Here is a 23,580-nt window from a genome sequence, read left to right as displayed (position 1 = left end):
GGACAAGGGAAGTAGCGATCCAGAGGGCTGGGCTACTGGTGCTGCTTCGGTTGCTCCCAGTGCCGCCCGGTTGGGGCGTCCTGGCCCGCGCCTCAGTTCTTCTTGAACTGCTCGAGGTTCTCGGTGTGGCGGTGACCGTCGTCGGCGGCGCTGAGCCAGAAGCGTGGTGTGCCTGACTCCCGGTATCCCTTGTCGTTGATGACAACCTGGCTGATGAGGAGCCCCGGACCAGTGGGGACTCGTCGCGCCACGGCGTTATCGGTGTCCTCGTTGTAGACCGTGCCCGAGTTGGTGTCGACGACCTCCCAGTGAAGTCGCCCCTCATCGGGAAGATAGGTGCACCGCCTGACCCACCCGCCGAGAAGGATCTCGCTGGAATTGGTGAAGGAGGCCAGGTGCTTGCCGTGAAGATCGACCTGCGTCACCGTGGAGGTCGTGGCGGTGTCGTGGGAGTGGGCAGGCTGTGAGGACAGCAGAAGAGAGTTCTTCCCGGAGCCTGCGAGCCACAGGCTGGTGTTAAAAGACGTCGGAGACGACGTTGTGTCCGTCAGTGAGAAGACGCTGATGCGTCCCTTGCCCGCGCCGGCGGGATAGTAGGCGTCAGCGGTCTCGACGGCGAGTGACTCGCTGGTGAGGGCCTGCCCCAGGACCAGCCCGGAGACCTCCGCCGTGCGCACCGGCTTTCCGGAGCTCGCGTCAAAAACGACAACGGTCGTCCGCTGCTCGGCGGGCATGGCAGGTGTCTGCCGAGCGTGGCGGGGGCTGTCGCTGGCGACCTCCGGTGGACGCAGTACCAGGGAGAGGTACTTCCCGTTCGGGCTCACGGTTGCATAGCCTGCGGTACGGGATCTGAGGACGTCTCCGGCCAGCTCCTGCGCCGGCTGAGCATCCGTGTCGTTCTCGTCACGTCCGTAGGCCGCAATTCTCGGCGTCAGGGACATCGCCCACCGGGGCTCCTTGTCAGAGGCCTCGTACCGTGCGATGAGTGTCGATTCCTGGTCCGCGGCATTGAATGACTGGATGACACATATATCCGCTCCCTGCGCGGGAAGGTAGGAAGGATCTTCAGATTCCGGGTCGCTTATCCAATCGAGCGCTTCGTCTTGGCATTCCTTCATCTGTTCTGCTGTGAGAGACGTTGATGACATGGGTGGCGCCGTGCTCGAGGAAGACGCACGTGAGTTGGAGCGGCAGGCGGTCACCATGAGTGAAAGCAGCAGTAGCAGCGTCAGGAGGCGTACTCCGGGACCTCGTCTCTCCTGGGCGCTCATGGAATGAGATGCTTGTGTGGTCATGTGTGCTCATCCTGGGATGCCGTAGAGCCGAAAGGTCTGTGAAGATCGAAGATATTCTGGTGAATTGTTGAGAATGGCGATAGTGACTCCTGGAGTGCTCAATACGGATATCTCTTTGCGAGATTCCCAGTGAGATGAGATGTCATCCAGCGCGAAATTATATTCGCTCGATCGTGGAGAATAGTAGATGGAACCTGGTTTGACGTCGGAGACTGCGGTAATATTCCCGTCTCCTGTTTTGATGGTGATGCGGCCGTCTCCTGTGGTTGTGATATAGCGGCCGTCTTGGGATTTCTGTGTTGCGGGTGTGCCGCTTTTAAGGCTCATTGCCGTGATCCCCACTGCCGTAACATAGTGCGGAGACTGATCGAGTGGTGCGACCGTCATGGTCGCAGGACTGAAGACCGTTCCGACTCTGCTCGAACCCTCCCACGTCGAAGAGTCTTCAAGGTTACTGAGCTCGGTGGGTTGTCCGTCCGGCGTCGTCGCCGGGAAGACGGAGATTGTGCTGGTGGAGAGCGATGCTGAGACGTTGATCCCCAGTGTTGTTCCCAGGTCGAAAGTGCGGGCGTCTGCCTCAGGTGCCTCACTGAGGGCGTCCAGGTTGACCGCGTGCGCGCGGCGAGCTTTCGCCTCCTCGTCTAGATGGCCCTGCGGGGCGCGGTCGTCGTAGACGCCGATCCACCCTCGGGCGGTGACAACATCTCCCCGTTCCTGCTCGTGAAGAGTTCCTTTGACTCTCCTGGGATGTGAGGGGTTGGTCTGAGAGATGACTCCCAGAGAGTCACGGCCGCCGTCATACCCGAGAATGAAACTGGAGTGGCCCGCTGTGCCAGCATACTCGTTGGCTACTGGGGGTAAAAAGGTATAATCCAGCTTGAAGTCTTTGAGATCCCACATCCGTGAGCCGTCACTCAGGGAGTAGGCGACGGTGCCGTCAAGAAGAGCTGAATCGCTGACCTGAAATGTGTCGTCGTAGTCTCCGGCCTTGCGGGGGTGCTCCACAACGATCTTCCCGGTGACGGCGTCGAACACTAAGGTCGTGACCGGGGACTCGCCTTCGAGTTCTGGCCATTCCGAGCTCATGGATGTGTAGGTGATGGGGTCTATGGCGACCACTGCCACGTATCGCCCGTTCGGGCTGGTGATAAGACCCTGCTTGCCCGACGCGACAGGATCGTTCTTGAGTGGCCAGATGCGGAACTCGGCGCCGGCACGGCGGTACTGCCATCGCGCCGAGCCGTCAGCGGGGTTGATTCCGGTGACCGTGTCCTTGGTGAGGAGGATGGGGCCCGCGGCGCCGCCGGCGATGTCGAGGAAGCCGTCGACATCCTTCACCCACGCCTTCCGTGCTCCGAAGGATGTGGGGTAGGTGGGGAGCTGGGCGGAATCGATCGCGGGTGCCGTGGTCTGCGTGATCGTGGGGGTATTGGCGTGCGTGCTTCTCAACGTGAAGTAGGGGGCGCCGAAGCCGGTCACAAGGCCAATTGCGGGCAGGGCTGCGATGGCAGCCGTGCTGAGACGGCGGAAGGGGTGGCCGTGAAGAGCGCGGAGCCACCTCTGCCTTAACCCAGTGCCCCGAGGGCGGCTGAACCAGAGATCCAGCTCGTCGGGGTACAACTCGCCGCTGTGCGTCTCCTCGGCGGGGAGGGTGACTGAACGGGCCGCCCAGAGTCCGATGTGCGACATCACGATCAGCCCGAACGCGGCGATGCCCATCGCGAAAGCCAGGAGTTCGCCAAGACGGACACCGAAGGTGGAGGACGTCTCCCTCCACAACTGCAGGACCGGAAGGCAGGCGTAGACGGTGCATGTTGCAACCCCGGCCACGGGCAGGAGCTTGAGGGCCGTCATGACACCCGTCCGAATCCTGTTCGCTCCGGAAGCACGGTAGTAAGGCGTGGGCCATACGGAGGCGCCCACGAGCCACAGCACCAGCAGCAGTGCGCATCGTTTCCATGACTGGGTGATCGCTATCTGCCCGACGCCTTTGATGCCACTGTTCCAGGCGAAGAACAGAACGACTGCCGCGATCAGGGCGATGACGCTGCCGGCGAGCAGGGCGCGCATGCATGCCAGCAGGCGTGGGTGATCGCTGAGCGCGGCATCGTCGTGATCCAGGGGTGCCGGAGATACCTCGGTGCCGGTGCTGGCGGTCTCCTCGGCGTCGGAGGGTGAGGGCGAGGTGGGCTGAGAAGATGTGGATTCCATGATGGTGCGTGGATCGTGGTGATGTCAGTGGACGGAGAACTGCTCGAGGTTCTCGGTGTGGGGGTGGCCGTCATCGGTCGAGCTGAGCCAGAAGGCGGGCTTGAGGTCTGTTGAGCCATTCCCGTTGGGGACCTTCTGATCGACGAGCAGTCCGGGGCCGGTCGCCACGCCTTGTTCGACGGCTGTCTTTCCGGTGATGTCGATTGTCTTCTTGATGCTGGGATTGACGAGTTGCTGCTCAACTGCCTCCCGGGAGGGACTGAGTGACTTCTGTTCGTCCTCTGATACCGCCTTTGAACGTTGCTGATAATCGCTGGCTGCTTTGGGGTTTGTGAACCTGCGGATCCAGCCGCCGGGGTAGACGGCAGCAACTCCGGAGATGCTCCCGGCCGTGGTGCCGGCGGCGTTGACGAGGGAGACGGTCATCATTGAGCAGCCGCCAATGCAGTCGTCCGGGAGAAGGTCGGGTGCGAGCACGAGGTTCTCCCGGGTGGCACCCACCAGCCACTTGTCGGTGGGGAAGGAGGAGGGCTGAGCGCTCGCGTCTGTCAGGGAGAAGGTGGTCAGGATTCCCTTCCCGGAGCCGGCCGGGAAGTAGTTCTGGGCGGTTTCGACGGCGAGGGCGCTGTTGGTGAGCGCCTGCCCCAGGACGACCCCGGAGACTGTGGCGTCCCTGACCGTCTTACCGGTCTTTGCCTCCAGGACGACGATATGCGTGCGCAGATCGGCTGCTGTTGCTCCCGTCTGCTGCTCGGCGGGAAGGAGAATCAGCGACAGGTACCGACCGTCAGGACTGATGACGGCGCTCCCCGACGAGGAACGGTCCATGGCGTTATTCATCGCACTTTGGGCGTTGTTTGCGTACTCGGTTCTCTCTTGGTCGGCGACTGCGGGCTTGATGGACACGGCCCACTGGAACTTACCAGTGGAACGTTCCCGGCTCACTACGATGGTCGTCAGTTCTTTGGCAGTGGAGCCTATCCCTCCGGCTACGTATGATGTGCTCATGGTGACGGTGCCGCTGACGGTTGACGATGGTCCGTTGTCAATATGGCTGCTTGAATCCTGCGTCTTGGACGCATCTGCTTCCTGTGCGGTGAGGGAGGAGATGACTGGATCGTCGTTACTCTCCCCAATGCTGCATGAACTGATGGTGAGCGCGAGCGTCGCGGTTGCGGCGAGTGCTGTCAGTCGCCGGAGCGTGGAGGATGTGCGGGGAGTCAGGGGATGTGCGGCTCTCATTTCTGTCCTCCGGTGATGCCGAAGATCCGATATGTGCTGCGGCAGGTCTGGTCTTGGTGATCTGAATCGACACCACAGCTGGTGTACAACGTATCGGTTGCGTTGAGAATGGCAACGACGGCACCAGGAGTCCTGACAGCCTTTGTGCGACTCTCGGGGTTGACGCCCTGAGGGGTGAGTGGCTGGGCTGGAGCATTCTTGGTGTCGGTCAGTTTCTGGGATGGCTGATATGTGGAACCGGGTGTGATGGGGATGGCGGTGCCGGGTGAGCCGTCACCGGGACGAATGACGAGTGCTGCGGAGGATGAGCCGTCTTCGGCTGGTGTCTCAACGATGCCGGTGCGTGCGCTGGCGAGGCTCCGATCCTGGGATACGGGAGTGACCGTACGGGTGACTGGGTCGAAGACTGTCGCGGCTCGTGAGTTCTCTGCGGGGTAGAGGAGGTCCGCGTCCCGACTGATGACGGGATAGGTGACGATGCTGCCTGAGACGCGTGATGCCTCTGCGTTGATCCCCGAGGTCGCTCCTAAGGGGAAGGTGGTGCTGTCGGCGCCGTTGACCTTGGCCAGTGCGTCCAGGCTGATCGTTTCAGCCACAGGGTTACCCGAGGAATCAACCTCACCGGTGTAGCGGGCTGCCCACCCGTTGATGAAGACACTGAGTAGGTAATCGGTCCGGTCTGATTCAAAAGGGGGGTCGGACAGAACATGCTGAACCTCAACCTTGGCGCTAGGGTTGTTCTGTGGGCAGACCGTGATGTTTACCGCTGACTTCATTGAGTTGGATGAGGCGTCCTTGGTGGAGCGGTCCTCAGACATCCTCAGGAGGAATGAGGAGTGCCCGGCCGGACCGGAATAGGGAGCGTCGGCGCTCTCCGGGAGAGTCCACATCTGGGAACCGTCGGTCAGTGAAATGGCGGTGTCGTCGTCGAGGACTGCGGAGTCGGTGAGCTGAAGATAGCCGCCGGAACCCTGATGCTCTACGACGATCCTGCCGGTCAGAGCATCGAAAACCAGGGTGATAGCAGCGTTTTCCCCTTGAGGAGACGCGATGAATGTGGGTAGCTGGACTCGGGCGGCTACGTACTTGCCGTCAGGGCTGGTGACCAGCTCGCCTCGGTCTGAGTTCCAGCCGGCGGGGGCGTAGGTCATGTGCTTGCGGTTGTAGCTCCACAGGACGCTGCCGTCCGTGGGGTTGAGCGCCATGATGCCATCGTCGGTGAGGAGGATGGGGCCGCCGGCGCCCGCAGCGGTGGTCAGCTCGGTGGAGGAGATCTCCTTGCTCCAGGAGGCCTTCGGCGCCAGTGACGTGGGCGGCGCCAGTGAGGAATCGGCGGGGGCCTTGGCGATGACATGGTGGACCGGATTGACCAGTGCCCATGTTCCCGCGACGGCGGAACCAAGCGTCAGTGCCGGGGCAATGACCAGAGCCGCGAGGTAGGCGCGGGTACGGCGAGGTACCCGAATACGCTCGTGGCGGGGGAATCCCTTGTTGGTTTTCTCTCCGGTCTTGCGCTGGAGAGGAGCCCAGCGGCTCGGGTCATCGGGATCGCTGTTACCGACCGCCGTGGAGCGCATGCGCAGGTAGTGCAGCAGTGGGACGACGTTGAGGAAGAGCGTGGTTGAGAGCGCTGCTCCTGCCAGGGCCAGGAGGAACAGGACGGAGAACCCGGTCTCCTGGTAGGTGTCCCACCATGCCAGGGTCAGAGATGCTGACATCGTCGCGCCCAAGGCCGCCATGACCGTGATCATGACCGTCGTCAGGATGGGGCCCTTCTTCCCCCGTAAGGTGAGGCACGGCCAGACCAGCACCCCTCCGACGATCATGCAACTTGTCAGCACTGAGACTTTGCTCGGGATGAGGCTGCTGGGATCCTTGAGTTCTCGGCGCAGCATCAGTGCGGTTGCTGCGAGCACGATGGCGCCGAGGAGTCCGGCCCAGCGCAGGGCGCGCAGTGTCAGGGTGCCGTGCGGCGGGAAGGGCTCGCTCACGCTCTTGCCCTCGGCCTCAGCCGTGTCCGGCTCCGTCGAGGCATCGTCGCCGGAGGCGGCTGTGCCCGGCTGGGTGCCGGGATCGATGCGGGGCTGATCGGTGCCGTTGTCGTCGGTGTCGGCGTCGGGCGTGGGAGGCATGAGCCTATTGTGGTGACCCATCCGTGACTATGTCAGGTGTTTGCGGGGCCATCGCGCGGTTGAACGGACAAGGGAAAGCGCCCCAGGAGGCGGTCTAGCGTTGCTTCGGTCGTTCCCAGTGCTTCCGGTCGGCGTGCCCTGGCCCGCGCCTCAGCTGTTCTCGAACTGCTCGAGGTTCTCGGTGTGGCGGTGACCGTCGTCGGCGGCGCTGAGCCAGAAGGCGGGCTTGCGCTCCATTGAGCCGTTCCCGGTGGTGACGTCCTGGTAGACGACCAGTCCGAGGCCGTTCGGCACGCTGCGTTCATCCACGAACATGTTGGTGATGTCCGTGGTCTGACCGGTGTCGATGTGGACGAGCTGTTCCTGGAGATTTCGGATTGATTCCAGAGTCGAGCCGTCTTTGGCCGGAGACGCATGCATTGTGTGGACAAGACTGGCGGCCGCTTTCGGGTCCCGGTACTGACTCACCCATCCTCCTGGATGAACAGCCGTGACTCCGGGAAGGGTGTCGATAGTGTTGCCATCGGTATCGCGCCGTGTCACGGTGTACGGGGCGCAATACGACGTGCACTCATAGGGCGGCAGGTCCGGAGCCAGAATGAGGTCCTTCCCCGAGGCGCCGATGAGCCACTGATCGGTGGAGAACGAGGATGGCTGAGCGTCGGAGCTCGTGATCGAGAACACTCGGATGGTCCCCTTGCCTGAACCGGCCGGGAAGTAGTTCTGGGCGGTCTCGACGGCGAGGGCGCTGTTGGTGAGGGCCTGCCCCAGGATGATCCCGGGGACCTCGGCGGTTCGGACAGCCTTGCCGGTCTGCGTGTCGAGGACGACGACGTGCGTGTGTCGGTCGGTCGCCGGCACTCCTCTTTGCGACTCATCGGGTGTCAGGACCAGAGACAGGTAACGGCCGTCGGGGCTGACGATCATGTCGCCATCATGTGACTGGCTCGCTGTGCGGTCGTGTTCGTATTCCGAATCCGAGATACTGTTCGGCATCTGGCGGTCGGCGGCTGATGGCGTAATGGACACCGCCCACTGGAACTGATCGGTTGAGGGATCCCGGCTGACGATCCTGGTGACGTCCGCATCCGGTTTCTTGGTGGCTGTGCCAGTGCTGTAGTTGGTGCTGATAAAGAGTTTCCCTGTTTTGGTCGTCAGTTTCCTCAGCGAAGCATCATGCAGTTCCTGCGCCGAAACACCCTGCTTGAGGTCCTCCACGGACTGGGAGGAGAGAGATGTGAGCGCCGGCTCTTGACCGTATGCGCTGATGTTGCATGAGGCTATCGAGAGGGCCAAGGAGACGGATGCGGCCACCGCCAGCATGCGGCGATACGGAGTGTGGTCACGATGCCCTGGAGTGAGTGAGATTCTCATTTGTGCTCCCCCGTGATTCCGTATATCCGATATGTGTTCGGGCATCGTTTGCTCTGGTCGTACTTCCCGTGGGTGCAGTCACTTTCGACGTCGTCGGTGGCATTGAAGATGGCGATGACGGCTCCGGGAGTTCTCATCGCTTGTGCTCGTTCGGCGGTGCCGCCTGGAGTGCTGCTCGCCAGGAGGGTCGGAGGAAGGTCGGTGGAGCCGGGAGTGATGGGGATCGTGGTTCCGGTGGAGCCGTCTCCGGGACGAACAGTGATGGCAGCCGACAGTGAGCCATCGTCTGCTGGTATGTCGACGAGCTCGACCGGCGAGCCGGTGAAGCCCGGGTACTGGGCGATAGAGGTGACAGTGAAGGTGGATGGGTCGAACACCTTCTCCGTGCGTGGCTCTGACGGGAAATCTCGCGGACCGTTGTCCAATCTGATAGGGGAGTAGGTGACGATGCTTCCGGAGCTCAAGGATGCGGCGGTGTTGATCCCTGAGGTGGCCCCCAGGGGGAAGGTCCTTGTGTCGGCGCCGTCGACCTTGGCCAGTGCGTCCAGGCTGATCGCCTCAGCCATAGGGTTACCCGACGAATCGAACTCGCCGGTGTAGCGTGCAGCCCACCCTCGAATGAAATTGACTAGGTTGGTGGGGTCATCGGGGTGATCGGGAGGATTGGCAAGCACATCATCGACCTCTACGGCAGCCGAGAGGTCCTCCTGTGGAGTGACGCGGAGGATGATCGTTGACTTGTAGGACTGGGGGGAATTTTCATGACGTCGATCCTCGCTGTACTGGCCCAGAATGAACGACGAGTGCCCAGCAGTTCCGGAGTAATCGACACGGTCACCATCGGATAGAGTCCAGAGCTTCTTCCCATCGGTCAGGGAGAAGGCGCTGTTGCCGTCGAGGACCGCGGAGTCTGTCAGCTGAAGTGGGCCGCCGGTGCTCAGATTCTTGAAGACGATCCTGCCGGTCAGAGCATCGAAAACCAAGGTGTCGCCGGTGGATTGTACGAACTTGGGTGACAGGACTCTCAGTGCGACGTACTTCCCGTTCGGGCTGGTGACCAGTGGTGCGGTGGCGTTGGTGAAGGCAAGAAAGTTGTGATCGAAGTTCGCGTGCTTACGCTCGTAGTTCCACAGGACGCTGCCGTCCGTGGGGTTGAGCGCCATGATGCCGTCGTCGGTCAGGAGGATGGGGCCGCCGGCGCCCGCAGCGGTGGTCAGCTTGGTGGAGGAGATCTCCTTGCTCCAGGAGGCCGTCGGCGCCAGCGAGGCGGGTGGAGCCAGTGAGGCGTCGGCGGGGGCCTTGGCGATGACATGGTGGACCGGGTTGACCAGTGCCCATGTTCCGGCAATGGCGGAACCGAGCGTCAGCGCCGGGGCAATGACCAGGGCAGCGAGGCAGGCGCGGGTACGGCGGGTCACCCGAATGCTCTCGTAGCGGGGGAGTCCCTCATCGGTCTTCTCTCCGGTCTTGCGCCGGAGGCGGCCCCAGTGGCTCGGGTCATCGTCATCGCCGAGACCTACCGCGGTACTGCGCAGGTGGTGCAGCAGTGGACCGGTGCTCAGGAAGATCGCGGCTGAGAGTGCTGCTCCAGCCAGGGCCAGAAGGAACAGGACGGAGAATCCGGTCTCCTGGTAGATGTCCCACCACGCCAGTGTTAGGGATGCTGAGGTCATCACGCCCAGGGCCGTCATGATCGTGGTCATGATCGTCACCAGGACGGGGCGCTTCTTGTCCCTTAAGTTGAGGAACGGCCAGGCCAGCGCCCCTCCGACGATCATGCAAGTCGTCAGTGCTGAGACCTTGCCCGGGATGAGGTTGCGGGCGTCCACCAAGCCCCGGAGCAGTGCCAGCGCGGTCACTGCGAACACGACGACGCCGAGGAGTCCGCCCCAGCGCAGGGCGCGCAGGGTGAGGGTGCCGTGCGGCGGGAAGGAGTCGCCCTCACTCCCACCTGCGGTCTCGCCCTCGCCGGCCTCAGCGATATTGCCGCCGGGACCTCTCTCGGCCTCCCCCGTGTCCGGCGCTGTCGAGGCCTCATCGCCGGAGTCGGCAGTGCCTGGATGGGTGCCCGGATCGGTGCCGGGCTGATAGGTGCCGTTGTCGTCGGCGTCGGGCGTGGTGGGCATGAATCCTATTGTGGTGACCCATCCGTGACGATGTCAGGTGTTTGCGCGGTATTCGCCCGGTTGAACGGACAAGGGAAGGAGTACTCCGGAGGGCCGGGTTACTAGCGTTGCTTCGGTCGCTCCCAATGCTTCAGGTCGGGTGCGGTGACGCCCTCAATGATGCCGAGCTTTCGCCCCCGGGTATCGACGCGGGTGAGCGTCACCGACATGTCGTCGTGCCGTCCGGTGGCCAGCGACTGAGGGGACAGGAGCAGGGCGCCGTCGTCGATCCCGGTGAGCCACTGGTCGGTGGCGAAGGATGCTGGAGCGGCGGACGTGTCGGTCAGGGAGTAGACGGTGACCGTCCCCTTCCCGTCCCCGGCCGGGTAGTAGGTCCGGGCGGTTTCTACGGCCAGAGAGTCGTTGGTCAGCACCTGCCCCAGGACGAGCCCCGAGACCTCCACGGTGCGGACCGTCTCCCCGGTGGCGGCATCGAGGACGAGGACGTGGGTGCGCTGAGCGGCGACGTCGAGCGGGTTGCGGTCGTCGTCCGAGTCGTGAATCACGGGCCTCATCTGCGGCGGACGCAGGACGAGGGAGACATAGCGGCCATCGGGGCTGACAACGGCGTAGCCGGCCGGCCGCCACGCGAGGAGATCGTGGGCAACGTCCTGGGCAGAGCTGCCGTCGTCGTCGAGCCAGTCGACGACGGCCGGCGTGATCTCACGCGCCCACAGCACCGAGCCGTCGGCGCCGCGGTACCTGGCGACGATGGAGCTGTTCGCCCCCGACCGGTCCTGCCGGTCGCGTTGCGCCTTCTCCTTCTCCGTCAGCTCTGGGGCGGAGACGTGGAGGAAGTCCTCGCCGACGGGTGTGGAGTAGTAGTCGGTGCTGGTGGGAGTCTCCGAGATGCGCTCCTTGACCTGCGAGGCGCTTAGGGCGGTGGTCTCCACCTGCTGCAGCCGCGAGGGGGTCGGGCTGCAGGCGCTTATGGCCCCCGCGAACAGGACAGCCGCAGCCAGGGCCGAGCCGACGATCCGCCGGTGACGGAGGTGAGGGCGTGTGTAGGTCATGACGAGACTCCTGAGATGCCGAAGATGCGGAAGGAATGGGACCCCTTGTCCGGGCCAGTGGCCATGATGACGAGGGTCGTTCCCGGCGTGCTCAGGGTGGTGAGCAGCGGATTCGACGACGGCGAAGGAGCCTCGATGGTCCACACGTGCCGAGTCCCGGGTGGGTAGTAGGTGGAGCCTGCGGGGACGTCCACCGTCGTTGGGGTGCGCTCCCCGCTGCTGACGCTCAGGACGCCGCCACTGCCGGACTCGGCGCGGGCGAGGCCGGCGTAGGACAGGACCCCGGCCTCCTGAGCGGAGTGGGAGACGGTTCGGGTCTGGGGGTCGAAGATCGCGGCGACGGTTGTGCCGCCCTCGAGCTCCTGGGGAGATGTCGGCATGCTGCCGGCTCCGTTACCCACGGTCCGTTGAGGCAGAGTGGTCAGCGTGCCCGTGGCGTGGGAGGCCATGGTGTTGGCTCCGGAGGTCAGGCCCAGGTCGTAGGTGGTCGTGTCGGCGCCGGCGACGCCGGCCATGGCGTCCAGGTTGACGGCCTGCGCCGCCCAACCCGTGGGGGAGGTTTTGAAGTCGATCGGTCGAGGAGTCTCAGTGAAGGCGGCCACCCACCCGCCGACGGCGAGAGGACTGCCCCGGCCGTCGGTGAGGAGTGGGGCGCTCTCACGGCGTACCGAGGGGGCGGTGTCGGGCATGAGTGTGTAGGTTCCGTACAGTCCGTCCCTGGACTCCCTCCCATCGGGGCGTCGTTGCGTGCCGCGCAGGAGGAAGGAGGAGTGACCTGCCGTGCCCGAGTAGGGCCAGGTATCAGGTGACACGGAGACGTCCTCGGCATCGATGGACCACAGTCGGGAGCCGTCGGTGAGCGAGTAGCCGGTGGCACCGTTGAGCAGGACGGAGTCGGTGAGCTGGAGGACGCCTTCCTGCATGAAGCCCTCGTAGGTGACGCGCCCGGTCACCGTATCGAGGACGACCACCAAAGGCTCGATGCTCATGCCCTCTGGCTCCTCGCCGTCGGTGGCATCGAGGGTCATCGCGAGGTGACGGCGGTCCGGGCTCGGGTAGCAGCGAATGAAGCGCGCATGCTTGCGCGGATAGGTCCACCGGGTCGAGCCGTCGGCGGGATTGAGGCCGACGACGCCGTCGCTGCTCAGGACGACCGGCCCGGCAGCACCGGCCACCACCTCCGCCATGTTGTGAATGTCCTGCGACCAGGCCGCCGTCGAGGCGAAGGACCGGGGCAGTGCCGGAAGCGCAGAGGTGTCGATACTCGCAGCGGTCGACGGCGTGACCCGGCTCGCGATCAGGTGCGGGACCGTGGCCGCTGTCCCGAGGGCGAGCGGCGGAATGACGATGAGAATGACCGCGCCGAGGACGGAGCGCCACGAGGGCCGGGGCAGCCGAATCCTCCGCAGGCGATGTAGCTGCTCTGGAAAGCGCCGTTTCCTCGGCGGCGGGAAATAGGTGGCCCGGGTGGCACGAACCAGGAGATCGGTAGCCGCCAGCAGGCCCAGGCCCAGCGCCCCCACCGCCAGCGTCAGCAGCTGGTCGATACTGACCGAGGTACTGCGCAGCTGGACGTACCACAGGCGCAGAAGGACGACGGTGAAGCCACCCGAGAACACCAGCAAGCACAGCGGTTGGAAGAGGACGGTCTTCCTGACGAGCGCTCGCGGTGAGCTGGGATAGCTCTTTAAGGTAAAACGCGCGGTCTCTCTCCACTTGAAGTAGCCGGCGATCCATATGAGCGCGGCCAGGCCGCCGACGAAGCCCCCGGCCGCCTTCATCGTGTGACCGGGATCCCTCAGCCCACTCTGGTAAGCGAGGAACAGCACGGTCATCGCCCCGACCGCCAGGAGCCAGCCGAGGCGCAGGGCCCGCAGAGCCCGCAACGTCGTGAGGACGCGTGGCGGAGGAGGGGGCGCCGATCCGTCCGGGGTTTCGGAGGCCTCTGGGGCATTCTCGGTGCCTGGCCCTGACGACTCAGCCGACTCCGGGCGCTCTGAGGACCCAGCGGGCTGAGCGGCTTCTTCGGTCTCCGCGGTCTTCGCGGACTCGGCGGGCCCAGGGGACTGGGCGTCCTGGGACTGGTTACTGTGTTGATCGGTCATCGTGTTGTCTTCCGGGCCGCTACTTGCTGGTGAACTGCTCGAGGTTCTCGGTGTGGGGGTGGCCGTCGTCGTCGGCGCTGAGCCAGAACTGCTGGGTGTTGCCGTTGCCGTCGGTGGCCTTCTGGCTGATGAGCAGCCCGGGGCCGGTGGGGACGCCGACCGATTCGGCCTTTCCTCCCGTGAGGTCGTGCGTGCTTCCCGAGTTCAGGTCGACGATCTGGGTGGGCAGGGCGTTCCAGGCGGCTCGCGTCTGGTCATCGTCCTTTCCGACAGTGCTGGGGGCGAGTGCGGCCGCAGCGGTCGGATCGCGGAAGCGTTGAAGCCACCCGCCGGGGTAGATCTGGTTGACGCCGGTGATGGTTCTGCGCACTTTGCCGTCCGTACCCATCTGGGTCACCGTGAACGGGCGGAACCGGGTGCTCCAGTCGTTGCCGGCGGTGGGGGAGTACGGGGACAGGAGGAGCGAGTCCCGGGAGGCGCCGATCAGCCAGTGGTCGCTGGAGATGGTCGATGGCTTGCCCGCAAGGTTGCTCAGCGGGTAGACGGAGATGACTCCCCGACCCTCGGCTCCCGGGTAGTAGTTCTGGGCGGTCTGGATGGCCAGGCTGTCATTGGTGAGGACCCGCCCCAGGATCAGTCCGGAGACCTCCACCGAGCCCTCGAGCTTGCCCGTCTCGGCGCTGAGGACGACGACGTAGGTGCGCTGGGCCGAGAAGTCGTTGTCCTGAGCCGTCTGGTGCGGTTGGAGAACGAGTGAGATGTGCTGCCCGTCGGGACTGACGACGCCCACGCCGGAGGACTCCTGCTTGAGAAGATGGAATGTGTTCTTTTGAGTGGTTGACCAGTCATCACTGCTGGACTCGTACTCGTGATCGAATACCGCAGGTTTGATGCGGCTGGCCCACTGCATGCCCTTGATATCCGGTTTGTACCCCGTGCTACCCGGTTTGTAGCTGGTGACGACTCCTGCGCGTTCCAACTTGGCACCGGATGCGACCTGCGAGTTGTCCACCCTGACGGTCCCATAGCGGGTAGGCAGGTCGCCAACGTCAATGACGTCGAAGTGGTTCCGCTCGGACTCCACCTGATCAGGGCTGAGTGATGAGACGGAGAGTCCCGTGGACGGTGTGGTCGCTGCCGTCTTCGGGGCCGAGGAGCCGCAGCCGGACAGTGGCAGTGAGATCAGGAGCGCTGCCACCAGGGCGCGGGTGGCGCGGCTCGCCGCCGAACCGGTGCGGTGACGGGGCATCGAGGGCATGGGGGCGGGCATAGGGTTGGGCTTCGTCGCGTGTGTCGTGTGGCGCATCATCGGGCTTCTCCTCCCACGGCGTAGATGCGAGAGGTGCCGGAATACCGCGTGCCTGTCCGAACCATAATGATGGTGGCGCCGGGAGTACTGATGGCGCTCACTAGATTCTCTTCCGGCTTCACGTCGGCGAGTGCCAGATCCTTGAGCTGAGGGTTGTAGAGCGTGTCTCCCGGCGGAGCGAATGTTGTCCCTGGCGCCAGGGGGATTGATGCGCCTGATGACCCGTCTGCGGGCTTGATGGTGATCCGTCCCTCGACGGCTTCACCCACGGCGGCCTGGGTGATGCCGACGGAGGCGGCGGCGAGTCCCGGCGTCTGTGCCGCCGTCGTCACCGCCAGGGTCCGAGGGTTGAAGACGGAGCCGACAGTGCCGGAGGCCTCCCACAGGTGAAGCTCTAAGTCCACGTCATCCTTTGGCTTCTCCTCTGGGAGGGGCGGGAAGGTCACGAGAGTCTGCGATTTCCTGGAGGCGACCGAGTTGACCTCGGAGGTCATGCCGAGATCGTAGGCCCGAGTATCTGCTCCGGGGACACCGGCCAGGCCGTCGAGGCTGACGGCTTGGACCTCCTTATCCTGTAGGCCCTTCTCGGACCATGACGGTTTGACCTGTTTCCCGCCGGGTTTGTCGACGACTGCCCAGCCGTTGATGACGACGGGGCTGTGGTCGACGTTCGACCCGCGGGTGGTCTGAGGGGATGACCGGGGGGTGAGGTCAGGAAGCTCATGCGTGGTGGTGGGATCCTTCTGGGATACGACGACGTCGTGGTCCCCCGAGGGGAGACTGAGGACGAAGGCCGAGTGACCAGCCGCGCCGAAGTAGGCGGCCTGAGCGGACTGAGAGCCTGAGGCGCCGTCAACGGTGAGCTTTCGAAGGTCCCACATGGTCGACCGGTCCTTCAGCGAGTAGGCGGTGGTGCCGTAGAGGACTGCCGAGTCGGTCATCTGGAGGGTACTGTCGCCGCGCCAGTCGAAAACCGTGGCTCCGGTGATGGTGTCCAGGACGACGGTGGCCTTTGGCGTCGAGGAGTCGAGCTCTCCGGCCGTGTTGGTCAGGGATGTGTAGATGGTCGGCTCATCGAATCTCATCGCCATGTAGCGGCCATCGGGACTGCGGATGACTTTTCCCGCTGTTGAGCCCTTGCGCTGGTAGCTCCAGCGGTTCGAGCCGTCACGGGGGTCGAGCCCGGTGGCTCCATCGGAGGTGAGAACGATGGGGCCGGCAGCGCCGGCGATCACGTCCTGTCCGCTCGCCAGGTTCTTGGTCCACGTCTCCTGCGAGGCGAAGCCGGTGGGGTACGCCGGCAGCTGGGCGGTGCTCATGGACGGGCCCGTGGCTTGTGCGATGGTCGGTCGGTGGGATGCCGTCGGGTGGCCGATGTAGGGGACGGTGAAGGACACGACGAGAGCCACGACGGGAACGAGGGCGAGCAGGGCGCGAGGACTGCGGGTCCGCAGGGTTGAACGCCATGGTTGCTCGCGCAGCTCATGGCGCAGATCGAGCAGCCGTGATGAGATCGGGGTGGATTCGTACAGCGATGTGCTGGCATAAGGCTCGAACAGAGCGCGCGAGGCCCGCAGAAGAATGTCAGTCGACAGCAGGAGGCCGAAGGCGACGATCCCCGTGGAGTAGGCCAGGGCCTCGCCGAGGTTGACCGTATAGGTGGAGAGGACGGACCTCCAGAGCCGGGCAACCGGGATGGCGGCGTACGCGGCCGAGGCCAGGACCAGGACAGCCGGCAGGAGCATGAGTGCTGTTCGGACCGCGGTCAGAATCCTGCTGCGTGTGCTGGGGGTGCCAAGTCGCGGCTCGGGCCAGAGGGCGACGCCGCACACCCACAGGAACGCGCTCAGCGCCAGCCCCTTCCAGGACAGCAGGGGGAGCTTGAGCGTCACCTTGGCGATCCCGCTGCCGCAGATGACGTAGAGGGCGGCCGCGGCCACCATGCCGAGGAGACATCCGAAACGCAGTGATCTCAGGCCCGCCACGATACGCTGATGCCGGCGTCTGCGACGGTCGAGGGCCGTATCGTCCTGGTCGGCGCTGCGGCCGGAAGCGCAGGGGGAGTCGCCGATGGGTGTCTCGACGTCGGCGGTAGGCGGCATGGCGTGAGGGTCCTTCGTTGCGGGGCGGTCGGGCGTTACTTCGTGGTGAACTGCTCGAGGTTCTCGGTGTGGGGGTGGCCATCGTCGGCGGCGCTGAGCCAGAAGACCGGCACCGACGGCGAGCTCTGCTTGTCGGGATCGGGTCTCCTCATCACGAGAAGCCCAGGCCCGGTGGGCAGCCCTGTCTCCTCGGCATGGTCGCCGTTGAGGTCGGTGGCGGCACCGGTGTCGACATCGACCACCTCTCTTGCTGCCTGCGCAGATGCTTCGCCGTCCCCGCCGTCTGGGGCGGGCTCCTTGTACCTCTCGACCCAGCCCCCGCGGTAGACCCTGTCTGCATGCGTGATGGTAGCCAGTTTGTGACCATTCGTGCTGATGCGCGTCAGGGTGAAGGGGCCGCAGGGGCTGCTGCACATTCCGGGGTAACGCGGCTGCGGTGACAGGAGCAGTGAGTCATCGCCGGCTCCCACGAGCCACTGATCGGTGGGAGTCGTGGTGGGGGAGGAGGTTCCATTAAGCGGGAAGGCGGTGATGGTGCCTTTGCCCTCCCCGGCGGGAAAGTAGGCGCGAGCGGTTTCGACGACGAGGTGATCGTTGGTGAGGGCCTGCGCCAGGATGAAACCGGAGACCTCCCGGGTGAGGACGGTCTTCCCGGTCCTGGCATCAAGAACGACGACGTAACCGCGTTGCTGTGAGGCCAGTTCCACAGTGCTCGACTGATCGGTGAGCTGTGGCTCGTCCTCCTGCTTCCGAGTCACCTGTAACGCGAGGGAGACGTAGTTCCCATGGGGGCTCACAACGAGTGCGCCAACTGTTGTGGCACTCAATCGCCCTGTCAGGTCGTGGTCTGAATAGTCCGGCCACGAGATGCTGCTGTCAGGGGCGTTGGTGAGGCTGATGTCGAGAGCCCATTGAGGTGTGTGCTCTGCGGAGTTGATGCTCGCAACCGTGAGGATGTTGTTTTTCAGGGCTGTTGAAACATGCGTCCCACCGTTGGTGGGGGTGGATGGCGTATTGAGCTCATCGATGTTCTTCAGGGTGCGTGAGGTGATCGCGAGAGGCTCGTGAGTGGCTTTTGAGCTGAGAGGGGCACAGGCACTTAAGGAAATTGTCAGGGTGACGGCGATGGCGCACAGTGCGATGAAGAACGTGTGTGGTGTGGCGCCGAAAGGGGGCGTGAACGTAAGTGCGTTGCGAGGGTGCTTGCCCATCATTTCCCTCCCGTGATGCCGTAGATCCTGACGTATCGTGATGCCCCATTTCCTGGAGGTGCGGCGTTCAGAGTGACGAGTGTGACGCCAGGGGTGTTTACTGCCGACAGGTAGGTGCCGCCGGCGTGCGCGACTGCCAAGTCGTTGAGCTGAGAGTTGGAGGAGTCGCCGGTACCTGGCGCGTAGAAAGTCGTCCCAGGGGCGATGGGAAGGGAGACGGAGTGGCCGTCGGGGGTGCGGGCGGTGATCTGACCTCCGGGTTTCCTCTCTGTTGCCGGGGAGGCGATGCCGACGGCGATACCAGAGATTCCTGCCGACTCTCGAGCGGGTTTCACTGCCTTGCTGTGCGGGTCGAAGACCTGCCCGACCGACGGCACTCCGTCCCAGAACTCTCTGAAGTCAGGAAACCTGTCGGCGGTGTTGGGTGGTGGGCTCGATGGCAGCATCGCCAGTGTTCCTGATGCATAGGACGCCAGGGCATTAACGCCCAGCGTGACGCCCAGGTCGTAGGTCTGGGTGTCGGCACCTGGCACGCCGGCCAGGCCGTCGAGGCTCGCCGCGTACGCATGGCCGGTCTCGGTCATAGTTGTGGCCTGTGACCACGCATTGTTGTCGAAGTAGGCGACCCATCCGTCGATGACCACCACCCGACCTAGATGGTTCTCGAGCAGGTTGGGAGCGGCAGTGATCTGGTCCGGGTGTGCCTGCGGGATGAGGCATAGACGGCTGTCGTTGCCGCTTTCGATGAGAAAGGACGCATGCCCGGCCGTGCCGATATAGGCACCTGGTCCGAGGCTTGGTACCTGAAGCCCGGCGCTCCGGAAGTCCCAGAGCTTGGTGTCCTTGTCCAGTGAGTAGACGGTTGTGTCATCGAGCAGGGCGCTGTCCGTGAGCTGGAACGCCCCTCCTGCGCTGACGTGCTCGTGAGTCACTTTGCCGGTGACGGAGTCGAGTACCAGGGAGACGTAAGTCTGGACGTCCTGGCGGTCCGGGCTGCCGTGATTCTGTTTCCCGCCGTTGATGATGAAACCTGGGCCGCTCAGGCGCAGGGCGATATGGCGGTGGTCGGGGCTGGTGATGAGGTAGGTGTCGCCCAAGGATTGCGTGGCACGATCCGAAACCAGTGCGGAGTACACGGCGCCATCACGCTGGTACGTCCAGCGAACGGATCCGTCTTTCGGGTTGAGCCCCATGAGGCCGGAGGTGGTCAGGACCACGGGGCCCGCGGCGCCCCCGACGACGTCGAGCATCCCGTCGACGTCCTTGCTCCAGGCGGCTTGAGAGCCGAGAGTAGAGGGGAGCGACGGCAGCTGCGAGTCGCTGATGGGTGCCGCGGTCGTGTGGTGTACGGGAATGGTCCAGCGGTAGTGCGGGACCGCCGCAATACCCGTCAGGACAACAGATGGCAGAAGGATCAGAGCGCCTGTGGTGGCAACCGCGCGCCGGCTGAGCGCCACCGGCCTGAGCGCCGGAACCCAACGGCGCCGGCCACGGCCTGGATTGTCGGGGACTGATTCACGAGGGCGACATGCTCGGATCCCACGGAGAACGGCATCGCATGTCGCCAACAATCCGGCGGCGGCCAGACCGAGGGCCACGGCCAGCAGCTCGCCGACATGAAAACCGGTGTCCAGGACCTCGCGCCACAGCAGGATGACCCGCCAGACGGCGTAGCCCGCGCAGCCCGCGATGCCTGCCGGCAGGAGGATGAGGGGGAGCTTCGGCGGCTTGGAGGTGCCGACGTTCTGCTCCGCCCACTCACTGAAGCTCTTGGTGCAGATGGCGGCGCAGGCGGCCCAGAGCCCGACGGCGATGAGAACCGGATACTGGCACTGCTTGCGCAGTGGAGTGAACAGGTGGGACAGGCCGACATCCCACAGGAAGTACAGCCCGACGGCCGTGGCCGACGCGAGCAGGAAACCGATCCGAAGCGTGCTCAGAATGCTGGTGAGGCGCTTGGACCATCCGCGACGGCGCTGACCAGAAGGGGCCTTCGCGGCGGCGCCGGTGTCAGCACCGGATGGGGACTCGGCGGTAGGCGGCATGGCGTGAGGGTCCTTCGGTGGGGGGCCGGATGGGCGTTACTTGGTGGAGAACTGCTCGAGGTTCTCGGTGTGGCGGTGGCCGTCGTCGGCGGCGCTGAGCCAGAACTGCGGGGTGGAGGTGGTCTCGCGGTTCTGGCCCTCACCGGTGGTGGTCTCCCGGGAGACGAGGAGCCCTGCAGCAGTCGGCAACGCGACCTCCTCCACCTTGAGTCCCGCCACGTCGGTGGTGACGCCGGAGTCAAGGTGGACCAGCTCAGTGGGGACGGCCCGAGGAGGGCCCGAGGCGCTGTCCTTCGGGGGCGGTGTGCCGGCGTCCCTGACGCGTTCGACCCATCCGCCCCGGTAGACGCCGGTCACGCCAGCGATTGTTCCGACGACGTCGCCGCCCTTGCTCAGGCGGGTGAGAGGCTGAGTGCCGTAACGCCCTTGGCTCATGTTGGACGGCGCCAGCAGCAGGGAGTCCTGGGTGGCCCCGACGAGCCACTTGTCGGTGGGGATCGTGGTCGCCTTGGCCGTCGGCTTGGCCAGGGAGTACGTGGTGATGGTCCCGTGCCCGTTGCCGCCGGGGTAGTAGGCCTGGGAGGTCTCCACGGCCAGGGTGTCATTGGTGAGCACCTGGCCCAGGATCAGCCCCTTGACCTCATCGGTGCGGACAGTCCTTCCGGTCTCTGTCTCGATGACGACGACGTAGGCTCGCTGGTCTGCGATGGTGAAGTCCCTCGTCCTCTTGTCGCCCGGAAGCCTGTTATCGCTCGTCGCGTTGGAGGGGAGGAGAATGAAGGAGGCGTAGTGAGTATCCGGGCTGACAACTGCATAACCACTGGTTGAGGTGAAGAGGAGGCGAACTGCTGCGCTTTGGGGAGTCATGGTCTCGCTCGTGCACACGCCAGAAATCCTGGGAGTGGTTTTCTTGGCCCAGACGATATCGCCCTGGTTGTCATGCTTCACCAGCGCTGAAGGGGCGTCTATGTCGCAGGTGATGTCGAGATGGAGGGGGCCGCTCCTGGTCGGCAGGGGAGAGACGGCTCCTGGGCGGCTGTCGTCGATCTTGATTGCCCTCGCCTCCTCGGCGCTCATGGGGCTGAGCGCTGGCTTTCCGGAGTCGTCCGGGGTGCCGTCCGTGGGGCGGCATGCAGTCAGGGAGGACAGCGTGAGGGCGAGCGCTACCAGTGCGGTGAAGCGACATCGGGGACGTTGTGAGTAACGACTGCCCCTTATGTGCCGATGTTCGGTGATTCTCATGTTGTTGCACCCTCCGTGAGGCCGAAAAGGCGATAGGTGTGGGGGTGGTCGTTGGGTTGCGCCGTGGGGTTGAGGATGATGATGTTGGCGCCTGGGGCGTGAAGCGCGGACACCTCCGAGGAATCGTCGAGCGCGATGGCGATATCCTTCATGTCGGGGTTGTATTCGTCTGATCCCGGTGGGTGGAAAATGCTCCCCGGTGAGATGGGGAAGGAGACCTCCTCTCCGTGGCCCATGGGGGCGACTCGCACTCTTGCCTCGAGGCTGTCGGGTGTGCTCGTAGGTGATACCCCAACCGCTCGGATGAGTCCTGAGGGCTGGTCCATGGGTAGGAGCTTCTGCGTTGAGGGATCGAAGACCGCTGAGACTGTACGAGGTTCCTCCCAGGAACCGAAAGAGTGTTCTGTGAGGGTTTTTTGTGCCGACGATGAGGGTGTTCCTGGAAGCGTGACGATCTTTCCTGTGGTTATTGATGCAGTGTCGTTGATGCCCGCACTTCTCCCCAGGTCATATCTTTGCTGCTGAGAGCCTTCTTCGGAGACGAGGGAGTCCAGGGTGACGGCTTGCATCTCCCAGCCCTGATGGAAGGAACCGTTGGCGTTCGTCGGGGCTCCGTCGCGATAGACCACCGTCCAGCCATCAATGCAGATGGCATTCGGATACTCTGTCGTCAGCGCTGATGGGGGAGAGGTGTGGACCTGCTCGGGATTGTCCTGTGAAACAAGGGATAGGCGGCCGTACTGTGGGTTGCGGTCGCCTTGACCGCTTTCGCTGTCGGCGTCGGCATTGACGATGAAGGTCGAGTGTCCCGCTGTTCCTGAGTATTTCATCCCCTGACTGAAGGGGGTCGAGCCATGTTCATCAAAATCCCATGTCTCGGTGTCGCTGTCAATGGTGTAGATCTTGCTCCCGTCCATGATGGCGGAGTCCGTGATCTGAAGGACGCCATCATCGGAGAGATGGTCAATGGCCACCTGTCCGGTGACGGTGTCCAAGACGATTGTGATTGCCGACTGGTCAATGTCTCGTACGTCTCCTGTCTGCTCTGGGCCGGCCAGGCGGAAGGCGACGTAACGATGGTTGGGGCTGACAGTCAGCGTCCGATGGAATCTGTTGCCTATGAAATTCGGGAGGCGATTGAAAGTCTCAAGGTACGTTGAGCCCGGGCGCTCGTAGCTCCACAGGACGCTGCCGTCTGTGGGCTTGAGGCCCATGACGCCATCGGCTGTGTGGATGACGGGGCCGGCGGCTCCCGCCACGATGTCGAGGACGTTGTCGATATCCTTGACCCAGGCGGGCTTGCCGGCCAGGGAGGTGGGGTAGGCGGGAAGGTTCTCGGCGGCTGATGGTGCAGCCGGCTTCTGGATCACCCTCTTGGGTCGGCTCAGGGGAAGGGCGGCGGCCCCGGCGAGGATGACAGAGGGCGCCAGCACCAGAGTGGCGCGTGCGAGCGTCCGACGTCGCGGGCCCTCGGGGCGTTGAACCGGCCTTCTAGGCCGCCGGAGGCGTGTCCACCATGTCCGCCGGTAGAGTTCCGGAGGCAGTACGGCGGCCCGGATCGTGCGAATGAGAATGTCGGTGATGCTCAGAAGTGCCAGTCCCACTGCGCCCACGGCGATGGCGACGAGTTCCACGGCGTTGATTCCGGTGTGGGAGAGCACGGAGGACCACGTCGACAGGCACTCCCATGTCATCCAAGCGGCGAACACTGCGATCCCACTCATCGCCAGGACGGCGACCGCCGTGCGTATGACGGTGATGCGGGAGCCGTGGGCTGGGTCGCGGAACCGCGAGGGCAGGGGGCGGAGAATAATGGTCATGAACCAGAATGCTGCGATCACGGCGGGAGGCGTGCTCCACAAGGTGAAGGTGTAAACGCCGCTCGGCCAGGCGAAGAAGAGCACGACGGCTCCGATGACACTGAGCAGCGCCCCGGTTCTCATCGCCGGCAGGACGTGCAGGAGACGTTGCGTGATACCGGCCGCCCCTCGCCCGGTCTCCCGCGCTTCGGTGTCAGAGGCCTGGCCGGTGGACGTGTCGATGGGGTCAGTCGATGCCGTGTTGTCGCGACCGGCGTCGGCGGGAGAAGTCACGGGAGGCATGGCCCCCATTGTGATGGGCAGATACGAATCGT

At 64.3% G+C, this 23,580-nt stretch carries 14 protein-coding genes; all 14 read right to left on the bottom strand.

The window, feature by feature from the left end; all coding sequences use genetic code 11:
* Positions 1 to 92: 92 nt before the first annotated feature.
* On the bottom strand, positions 93 to 941 hold the full coding sequence (locus FBF36_RS11210) for a hypothetical protein (RefSeq protein ID WP_225792355.1): 849 nt from the start codon (positions 939 to 941) through the stop codon (positions 93 to 95).
* Positions 942 to 1,301: 360 nt separating this feature from the next.
* Positions 1,302 to 3,506 carry a hypothetical protein gene (locus FBF36_RS11205; protein WP_034492198.1) on the bottom strand — a complete coding sequence of 735 codons (2,205 nt, stop codon included), beginning with the start codon at positions 3,504 to 3,506 and terminating at the stop codon, positions 1,302 to 1,304.
* Between the two features lie 24 nt (positions 3,507 to 3,530).
* Complete coding sequence (locus tag FBF36_RS11200) at positions 3,531 to 4,334, bottom strand: hypothetical protein (RefSeq protein WP_009396209.1); 804 nt, start codon at positions 4,332 to 4,334, stop codon at positions 3,531 to 3,533.
* Positions 4,335 to 4,744: 410 nt separating this feature from the next.
* On the bottom strand, positions 4,745 to 6,880 hold the full coding sequence (locus tag FBF36_RS11195; RefSeq protein WP_225792354.1) for an MFS transporter: 2,136 nt from the start codon (positions 6,878 to 6,880) through the stop codon (positions 4,745 to 4,747).
* Positions 6,881 to 7,030: 150 nt separating this feature from the next.
* Positions 7,031 to 8,098: a hypothetical protein gene (locus FBF36_RS11190; protein ID WP_225792353.1), complete on the bottom strand. Its 1,068-nt coding sequence runs from the start codon at positions 8,096 to 8,098 to the stop codon at positions 7,031 to 7,033.
* 152 nt (positions 8,099 to 8,250) lie between these two features.
* Positions 8,251 to 10,380 carry a hypothetical protein gene (locus FBF36_RS11185; RefSeq protein ID WP_009396197.1) on the bottom strand — a complete coding sequence of 710 codons (2,130 nt, stop codon included), beginning with the start codon at positions 10,378 to 10,380 and terminating at the stop codon, positions 8,251 to 8,253.
* A 101-nt stretch (positions 10,381 to 10,481) separates the two neighbouring features.
* The gene (locus FBF36_RS11180; protein WP_009396195.1) at positions 10,482 to 11,432 is read right to left on the bottom strand and encodes a hypothetical protein; all 951 of its coding nucleotides are present in this window, start codon (positions 11,430 to 11,432) and stop codon (positions 10,482 to 10,484) included.
* Positions 11,429 to 13,537, bottom strand: coding sequence for a hypothetical protein (locus FBF36_RS11175; RefSeq protein ID WP_009396193.1), 2,109 nt, complete (start codon positions 13,535 to 13,537; stop codon positions 11,429 to 11,431). The genes FBF36_RS11180 and FBF36_RS11175 overlap by 4 nt, the downstream gene beginning before the upstream one ends.
* 19 nt (positions 13,538 to 13,556) lie before the next feature.
* Positions 13,557 to 14,795 carry a hypothetical protein gene (locus FBF36_RS11170; RefSeq protein ID WP_225792352.1) on the bottom strand — a complete coding sequence of 413 codons (1,239 nt, stop codon included), beginning with the start codon at positions 14,793 to 14,795 and terminating at the stop codon, positions 13,557 to 13,559.
* A gap of 47 nt (positions 14,796 to 14,842) precedes the next feature.
* The gene (locus tag FBF36_RS11165; protein WP_009396187.1) at positions 14,843 to 16,948 is read right to left on the bottom strand and encodes a hypothetical protein; all 2,106 of its coding nucleotides are present in this window, start codon (positions 16,946 to 16,948) and stop codon (positions 14,843 to 14,845) included.
* 35 nt (positions 16,949 to 16,983) lie between these two features.
* Positions 16,984 to 17,706, bottom strand: a complete 723-nt coding sequence (locus FBF36_RS11160) for a hypothetical protein (RefSeq protein ID WP_138137539.1) — start codon at positions 17,704 to 17,706, stop codon at positions 16,984 to 16,986.
* 452 nt (positions 17,707 to 18,158) lie between these two features.
* Positions 18,159 to 20,204: a hypothetical protein gene (locus tag FBF36_RS11155; protein ID WP_009396184.1), complete on the bottom strand. Its 2,046-nt coding sequence runs from the start codon at positions 20,202 to 20,204 to the stop codon at positions 18,159 to 18,161.
* A 36-nt stretch (positions 20,205 to 20,240) separates the two neighbouring features.
* Complete coding sequence (locus tag FBF36_RS11150) at positions 20,241 to 21,071, bottom strand: hypothetical protein (protein WP_050792663.1); 831 nt, start codon at positions 21,069 to 21,071, stop codon at positions 20,241 to 20,243.
* 371 nt (positions 21,072 to 21,442) lie between these two features.
* Positions 21,443 to 23,107, bottom strand: coding sequence for a hypothetical protein (locus FBF36_RS11145; RefSeq protein WP_138137538.1), 1,665 nt, complete (start codon positions 23,105 to 23,107; stop codon positions 21,443 to 21,445).
* Positions 23,108 to 23,580: the final 473 nt, after the last annotated feature.

Origin of the sequence: Actinomyces sp. oral taxon 171 str. F0337 (assembly GCF_005696555.1) — a bacterium.
Classification (GTDB): domain Bacteria; phylum Actinomycetota; class Actinomycetes; order Actinomycetales; family Actinomycetaceae; genus Actinomyces; species Actinomyces oris_E.
The sequence above is the reverse complement of the archived record's forward strand: the minus strand, read 5'-3'. Positions and strand labels throughout refer to the sequence as shown.